The organism is Anaerolineae bacterium (genome assembly GCA_016931895.1).
GTDB lineage: Bacteria > Chloroflexota > Anaerolineae > 4572-78 > J111 > JAFGNV01.
This window is the reverse complement of the sequence record JAFGDY010000052.1, coordinates 1-7,836: the sequence shown is the minus strand read 5'-3', so window position 1 is coordinate 7,836 and position 7,836 is coordinate 1. Positions and strand designations below refer to the sequence as shown.

Sequence of the window (7,836 nt, the reverse complement as noted above, 5' to 3'; positions counted from 1 at the left end):
GCCTACACCCTCACAGGTTACGCCAACTGTGACCGGTACGCCGCCAACCAGTACGCCTACACCCTCACAGGTTACGCCAACTGTGACTGGCACGCCGCCAACGGCGACGCCGACTGCATTGCCGCCGACGGCCACACCGACCATGACCGGCACGCCGCCAACGGCCACACCGACCATGACCGGCACGCCGCCAACGGGTACACCAACTGTGACCGGCACGCCGCCAACCAGTACGCCTACACCCTCACTGGTTACGCCGACCATGACGGGCACGCCGCCAACGGCGACGCCGACTACATTGCCGCCAACGGGTACACCGACTGTGACCGGCACGCCATCAACGGCGACGCCAGGGATCCCGGTGGTCATCACTTTGACCGGCACGCCTTCTAGGGTTACGCCAACCGCGACCGGCACGCCGCCGACAGTAACGCCTGGCGTTACTGTAGTGATTACAGTGACCGGCACTCCGTCTGCCGGTTCGCCAACCCCGCCGGTTGAAACGCCAACGCCGGCAGGCCCCAGGGTGGTTTTGCTTATTGGCCAGGTTAACTTACCCGGCCGCCAGCCCACTGATTGGTCAGGCGTCACCGTCGAGATTGCGGACAACGGGCAATCTACCGGGCAGATGAGCGCCACTACCGATAACGCCGGTAATTTTGCGCTGACCGCCGAAATACCTTCAGGAATGACCACCATTAAGGCCGATGCAGCGGGTTATCTCCCTGCTGTCTGTAGCGCTTCTCTTAGCGCGCAGCCAGAAACACGATTGACAAACACGGCGCTATTGAGCGGTGATATCAATGATGATGACCATGTGGATATTACCGATGCTGTAGTTATTGGGCTTGGTTTTGGCACTGCTGGCGTAGCCGCTATGCCTGGCGCCGCCGACATCAACCACAGCGGTAACGTTGATGTGCTTGACGTTATCCTGGTGGGGCTGAACTTTGGTGAAGGTCCCCAGGAGTGGTCTTGCCTGAGTGAGTAAACAAGTCTACCAATGATAAGAAAGGGGGCAGCTTGCAAGCTGCCCCCTTTCTTGGTTTTTAGTGGCATGAGTTTACTCAATCACGCGGGCGCAGGCGGGCGGACAAATCGCGTAATTGGCTGAAGCTGATGGGCTTGATCAGCACCAAATCGGCTTTTTGTCTGAGATGTTCAGCCATCAGGGCATCGGCGGTGGCCAGGATGATGCGCGTTTTGGCCAGCCGTTCATCACCCCGGATTTGCTGCAAAATTTCCTGGCCCGAAACGTGAGGCAGATGTAGGTCTAACACCACCACGGCCGGCGTTGTATTGGCCAGCCGGGTCAGGGCGGTATGACCATCCTGCACCACTTCGGTTTCGAATTCGGCCATGCGTAACGCTTCGGCAAAGATAGTGGCCAATTTGTCGTCATCCTCAATGATGAAAGCAAGGGGATTTGCCATTATGTTTTCTCCTCAAGTGACAAGAGTGGCAAAAAAACCGTGAAGCTACTTCCCTCACCAACTTTGCTCTCAAGCGTAATTTGGCCTTGCATCAGGGTGGTCAATTCTTTAACAATTGACAAGCCTAACCCCGAGCCGGTATGCCCACGGGTGACAGTACCGTCTACCTGACGAAAAGCATCAAAAATATAGGATTGGGCTTCGGCGGGAATGCCCTGGCCCGTGTCGGAGACTTGCATGGCCCATTGAGTTTCGTTGGGTTGGAAAATATACACGTGAACCGAACCGGGCGGTTCGGTAAATTTGATGGCATTGTTAATCAGGTTTGCTAAAATTTGGCGCAGCCAGTACAGGTCGCCGGGAATGGTGGCTGGCATGTTGAACGCAATATCGGCCGTGAGGGTCAAACCTTTAGCCCGGGCGACCACGTCCAACATAGACTTGACATCCTCAATCAATTTTGCGGGTGAAAGGGAAGCCAGGTTGAGTTTCACTTTACCGGCTTCAATCTGGGCCTGTCCCAAAAGGTTGTTGACAAAGTTCAGCAATTGCCCCGTACTTTCAATGATTTCTGAAATGGCTCCACATTGTTTATCTGGGAGTGGGCCATAAACGCCTTCTTGTAGCATTTCGGCGTAGCCCAAGATGGCATTAAGCGGCGTGCGCAGGTCGTGGCTTACATTAGCCAGGAGTTGACTTTTTAAGCGGCTGGCTTCAAGGGCCTGGTCGCGGGCCAGGGCCAGGGCTTGTTCAGCCTGTTTGCGGGCGGTGATGTCTTCTTGCACGCCCACAAAGCGGGTGATAACCCCTTCTGCGGTTCGCACCGGTGAAATTGAGACAGAGGCCCAGTACGACTCGCCATCCTTCCGCCGGTTATGCAGTTCTCCCCGCCATTCGTGTCCGGCGGCAATTGTTTCCCATAAATGTTTGTAGTCTGCGGGTGACATGTCGCCTGATTTGAGAATGCGCGGATTTTGCCCCAGGGCTTCTTCGGCGGTATAGCCTGTTACCTGGGTGAATTTGGGATTGACGTATTCAATGTTGCCGTTGGTATTGGTAATAATCACAATGTTAGGGCTTTGCTCAACGGCGCGGGACAGTTGGCGCAATTGCTCTTCTACCTGCTTGCGGGGCGTAATGTCGCGCAAAACTAGCAGGTGTCCCAGCAGACGGTTTTGCCGGCTCTGTAAAGGAGAAATGTTTAGGTCGAAATGGCGGGCCGGTTCGTTGGGCTGAGTGAGCGTTATTTCGCTGTGGCCGTCTCTGAGCATCTGGTACGGGTCAATTAAATCGGCCAGGATGGAGGCGCTTGGTTGGCCGATTGTTTGAGCCAGATTGCGCCCGATGAGGCGTTGAGCCGCCGGGTTGAGGTCAATAATTCGGTTTTGCGTGTCCAGGGCAATAATGGCATCGTTCATCAAGTCTACAATGGTTCGGCGCAGCACCGGCGTCACGTTCAGCAGCCGGAAACGAAAGACGCCCCAACTCAAAGCAAGGCCCGTTAGCGCAAAAGCTAGGGGGGTGGGGTCAACCGGGGTCAGACCGGCCAAATAAATGGCGTTGGCCGCCCACGGAGCTAACACGCCAAACAGCAAAATGCCCACTTGCAAACGATAAAGGTGTGAGGCGCGGAGTAACATCTGCACCAGCAAGATTGTGCCCAGTAGCAGCAATATGTAGGCAAAGCTGGCCTGCACCCAAAACCAGGGGCCATACGCTACATCTAATACTACAGATGAGCCGTTTGTTGTGAGGCCAGTATAGACCCATATCAACCCATGAACTTCGTTGGTCCAAACCAGGAGGAGGGTGATGACGGGAATGATGGACAATAGAATCAGACTACGACGGGTCAGCCGCTTATCCTGATTGGTAAATAACCAGGCAAAAGCCAGCCACGCCACAGGCAGGGCCACAATCCCCAGGTATTGCACTTTGGACCAAAAGATCTTGCCGGGCAGGTCAACGACGGCCAATTCCAGGGTACTGGCCAGGGACCATTCCCCAATGACCAGCATCAAAAAAGCCAGCGCCCCTGCGCCGGGTATGGCCCGATGTCGCCAGGCGTAAATTGCCAGCGCAGTGGAGATAACGGCTGCGGTAAAAGAGAGGATAATGTAGGGTGTAAATTGCCAGAGCATGGGTGAAGTGTGGTTACTCTTTTTAAGGTTTACAGATATTGTAAACAAATATGCGCGTGTTGTCCAGATGACTAAGGTAGGGTCAGCAGCCAGATATTTGGGTCGGCGCTGTTAACGAAGATAATGCTTCGGCCATTGGGTGATACCTCCCAATCGCCATTGGCTATGGAGAAAGGGAGGGTGGTCGGATTGGTAAGAGGTTGGTTCAGGCCGGTAAGTGCATCTGCATGTATGCGCCAACGGTATTGCCGTAGGCCCGGCCCAACAACCAGGTATCCAGTACCGGGCGGGTTCGCAAAGGGCAGAATGAAAGGAGGGGGATCAGACGATTCGTCCGGGGGATCCACCACGGGAAACCCGGCGTGGTTCAGGATGACGCCATCGTCGGCGTTCAGATAAGGGGCTGTCAAAAGTAAGAGAAGGAGCAAACCTAAAGAAACGGCCAGCCGAATAATGAGCATAGAATGTTTTTTTATCAACATGGTTCACAAAAGATTCGATGTTGTTGGTAGAGGAGTGATACAGTCTGGGGTATCATTCCGGGGATTGTTGACCACTTTGGAAACCGGATAAGCGATCATCTGGGCGGCAGGATAGGGTTTGAGCAACTCCTTGAGTTCGGCTGGGTTGCGTTCGGCCGGATCGAGCCACAGCGGGTAAGTCTCTGGCGGCAGCAGGACGGGCATCCGGTTATGGATGTCGGCCATCAACTCGTTGGGCGTGGTAGTGATAATGGTACAACTCAGAAGATGTGATCCGTCCGCCCCGTGCCATGATTCCCATAATCCGGCAAAGGCAAATGGTTCTTTGGAGAGTAGCTGAATGTACATTGGTGTTTTGGCCTTGGAGTTGGGTTCTTTGCGCCACTCGTAAAAGCCGTCGGCCAACACCAGGCAGCGACGGCGTTTGTACGCATTTTTGAATGAAGGTTTTTCGGCCAGGGTTTCTGACCGGGCGTTAATCAGCCGGTTGCCAACAGCGGGGTCTTTGGCCCAGGCGGGAACCAGGCCCCATTGGAAGAACTCAACCTGACCCTGACCATTGTTGGCGACCACGGCCACAGGTTGCGAGGGAGCAATGTTATGGCGTGGTGCCATTTCTTCCGGCAACTTAAATTCGGCAAAAGATTCCGCCAATTTTTTTTGATTTGTGGCCAGGCTAAATCGTCCGCACATTTTTAAGGCCCCCGATGATAAATTCAAGATGCGGGAAAGTATAGCATATCCACCTTCGGCTGACAACTCATCTTAAGGCGAAGGTTACGGCTCGTGGTTTGTTTTTTATGGAGCGCTCGCCCCTATGCTTTCCACCAATTGATAAGCGCCGCTATTAAAGAGAATCATGAATCTATCGCGTTCGGCGTCGTACCAAACCTGGCCGCCGGTGAATTCCTGGATGGTGGTCATAAAGCCGGTTTCCTCGGCCAAACCCCACCCCAGGGCCGTGCGGACACCCGGCCGGTCGCGCCACACTTTGCCAAAACCCCGGACGGGCTGGTAGTAGCCGGCGGGCACAATGATGGCAGGATCGTAGGGGGCGTCGCCCTCGCGCCACTGATCGCCGGTGATAAACCAGGCTTCACCCGGGCCCACGCCGTAGATGAGGTTCAAGTCTTCTCGCCATAGCATCAGACCATGCTCAAAAGGTTGCCAGGCAGCCGGGGTGATGATGGCCGGTGAACGGGGACAACCAAGTGGTTCATCAAGGATGGTATTGGCTAATGTGGCCAGGGCTTCGTCAAGCGGTTGAGGGCAGACCGTGGCGGTTAGTGACGGAATCGGGGTAGGGAAGGGAGGTGAACTTGGTGTAGGTTGGGGAGATGGCGTGGCCGTAGCGACAGGTGGGGGAGAAACAGTGGCAGTAGGAGTATTTTGGGCTACAGCAATAGGGCTTGGAGAAGGCGATGGGGATAAAGTGATTGTAGGCGAGGGTGGTGGTGTGGAGGGCGGCAGAGGGGTAGTAGAGGTGACGGAAACCGGCAGGGCGGCAAGCGTTGCAGTTACTTCAACCGGGGCATTAAACATGAAATCACGGAATTGCCATATCCCCGCAGTGGCCAGAAGAATGATGAACAGAGCGATTGCCCCGATAAGCCCCCATCTCCTGGCCCTGGCGCTTTTGATTTTGGCAGCAGTTGGCATGATCCTCACCTGAACCCTGGTTTGGTCATCCAATTGAGTCAAAGCTTGGGCCATAGCCGCGCCGGTTTGAAAACGATCAGATACGTCTTTGGCCAGGGCGCGCAGGATAATTGCTTCCATAGCGGGTGACACGTCAGCCACGGTGGAGGGCGGCGGCGGAGGGTCATAGACGTGGGCGTGCAGCACTTGCGGCGTGCTGCCTTCAAAGGGCACGCGCCCGGTAACCATTTGATACAGCACGACGCCTAAACTGTATAAATCGGCCCGGCCATCAACGGTCTGCCCGCCGGTGGCCTGTTCGGGGGCCATGTAAGCGGGGGTGCCAACTGTATGACCGGTGCGCGTCAACGAGGCGTCGTCCAGAGCCTGGGCAACACCAAAGTCGGTCAGCAGGGCGCGGCCGTCGCTGGTCAGCAAAATATTGGACGATTTGACATCCCGGTGGACCACGCCCTGGCGATGGGCGTAGTAGAGGGCGTCGGCAATTTGCCAGGCGATGTCGGCAGCTATTGTTTCGTCCAACTTGCCCACCTGGGCCAGCCGGGTAGTGAGGGTTTGGCCCTCCACCAGAGTCATCGCCATATAGGCATAACCGGCAGCCCGGCCCACGGCAAAAACGCGAACAATGCCCGGATGATTGAGCCGGGCCGCAGTCCGGGCTTCTCGCTCAAAGCGCGTCAGGATTTCTGCGCCGGTGCCGGGCGGCGGAAAGAGAACTTTCAGCGCGATCACCTGGTTCTCGGGGTCACGGGCCTGGTAAACAACAGCCATCCCGCCGCTGCCCAAAATGGATTCGATGTGATAAGGGCCTATCTTTTGGCCCAATAAATCCTTTGCAGTCACGGCTTGTCTATCAGGATATGTTGTGTATCATGAAAGTGTTAGGTGTCACCCGTTCCGGTTAAGTGACACCTCAATAGTATACCATAGAAACAGGGTTTTTGATATGGCAGACGATGTAGCTAAATTGATGGTCAAAGGTGGGATGGCGGGGCAAGGCAGGCGGGAGATTCTGTTGGCCCAAGATGTGACCACGCTGGGCCGGGCACCAAGCTGCCAGGTAGTGATTGAGAATGATTTTGCCAGCCGTCGCCACGCGCAAATTATTAAACGAGACCAGCTTTACTGGCTCAAAGATTTGGGCAGCAAAAACGGGACGTTGTTAAACAATGAACCTGTGACTGCAGAGGTGCTTCTGAGCGACGGCGCCGAAGTTCGCATTGGTGAAGCCGTGTTTGTTTTTGTTGACCTGGCCGTAACCCGCACCCATCCAGGCGTGGCGGTTGCGGCGGAAATATTGCGGGTAGAGGCCAGCGCCCGCGAGGTGTGGGTGCACGGCCAAAAATTGACCCCCCGTTTATCTTTGAAGCAGTTCGATCTGTTGAATTATCTTTACCTGCGCGCCGGAGAAGCAGTCAGCAAGGATGAAATTATTGCGGCGGTTTGGCCGGAAACAGAAACAGACGCTATCTACGATTATCAGGTAGACAAAATGGTGAGCCGGGTGAGAGAGCGTATTGGGAAGGAGTGGATAGAGACGGTGTGGGGATATGGCTATCGGTTGCGGTTAAAGTAAGAGTTGGTCAGAAGCACCTGGTTACCGGCTCTTGTGGCCCCATAAATTTGTTTTTCCGCTTTTACCCCTCAAATTATCCCTGATAAATTGTTTTTCTTTGGCTTGCTGAACTAAATTCCTTACCCCTTCGACAATATTGCCATTGCCCAGGCTGAGGAGCCATTCGCGTTCTTGTGAGTGGAGACGAACCGCCAATTTTGCATTTTTACCCATAACAACCTCCTAGATGTAGTTGCAGAACGTTTGTTTTACACAATATCTTGTATGTTACCCAGTTTATCACATTTTTTTGAATTTGGCAAGCTTTTTTAACAAATTTAACAAATTTAATATTTTTAGGTCGGCAATTGGGCAGGCGAATTGCCGACCAATATGAATTTTTAGAAATTAATCCGGTAATGTAGGGGCGTACCCTTGTGGTCGCCCCGGAACACAGGCACAAGGCGCTGTCCCTACGATTACCGACATAATGATACTGTTGGTGAATTTATGTTAAGTAGCAGGCGCCAGAGCCAGAAACTTGGAGCGGCGTGTTCGTGCCTTTG

Annotated in this window: 8 protein-coding genes; 2 read left to right on the top strand and 6 right to left on the bottom strand. The window is 54.4% G+C overall.

Annotated features, from left to right (window positions below):
• A partial coding sequence (locus tag JW953_04380) for a hypothetical protein (GenBank protein ID MBN1991915.1) occupies positions 1-991 on the top strand: 991 nt, incomplete at its 5' end.
• A 76-nt stretch (positions 992-1,067) separates the two neighbouring features.
• On the opposite strand, the gene JW953_04375 is transcribed toward JW953_04380, so the two are convergent.
• The 5 genes from JW953_04375 to JW953_04355 form a co-directional block, all read right to left on the bottom strand.
• Entirely contained in the window at positions 1,068-1,433 is a 366-nt protein-coding gene (locus JW953_04375; GenBank protein MBN1991914.1) for a response regulator transcription factor, read from the bottom strand.
• A complete protein-coding gene (locus tag JW953_04370) occupies positions 1,433-3,574 on the bottom strand; it encodes a PAS domain S-box protein (GenBank protein MBN1991913.1) in 2,142 nt (713 codons plus the stop codon). Before JW953_04370 ends, JW953_04375 begins: the two co-directional genes overlap by 1 nt.
• 71 nt (positions 3,575-3,645) lie before the next feature.
• A complete protein-coding gene (locus JW953_04365; protein MBN1991912.1) occupies positions 3,646-4,035 on the bottom strand; it encodes a hypothetical protein in 390 nt (129 codons plus the stop codon).
• Between the two features lie 24 nt (positions 4,036-4,059).
• The gene (locus JW953_04360) at positions 4,060-4,749 is read right to left on the bottom strand and encodes an SOS response-associated peptidase (GenBank protein MBN1991911.1); all 690 of its coding nucleotides are present in this window, start codon (positions 4,747-4,749) and stop codon (positions 4,060-4,062) included.
• 105 nt (positions 4,750-4,854) lie between these two features.
• Complete coding sequence (locus JW953_04355) at positions 4,855-6,558, bottom strand: serine/threonine protein kinase (GenBank protein MBN1991910.1); 1,704 nt, start codon at positions 6,556-6,558, stop codon at positions 4,855-4,857.
• A 103-nt stretch (positions 6,559-6,661) separates the two neighbouring features.
• Between JW953_04355 and JW953_04350 the strand changes: the two genes are divergently transcribed.
• Positions 6,662-7,291 (top strand): FHA domain-containing protein, encoded by a 630-nt coding sequence (locus JW953_04350; protein ID MBN1991909.1) that lies wholly within the window; start codon positions 6,662-6,664, stop codon positions 7,289-7,291.
• Between the two features lie 21 nt (positions 7,292-7,312).
• On the opposite strand, the gene JW953_04345 is transcribed toward JW953_04350, so the two are convergent.
• Positions 7,313-7,504: a hypothetical protein gene (locus JW953_04345; GenBank protein ID MBN1991908.1), complete on the bottom strand. Its 192-nt coding sequence runs from the start codon at positions 7,502-7,504 to the stop codon at positions 7,313-7,315.
• Positions 7,505-7,836 lie beyond the last annotated feature (332 nt).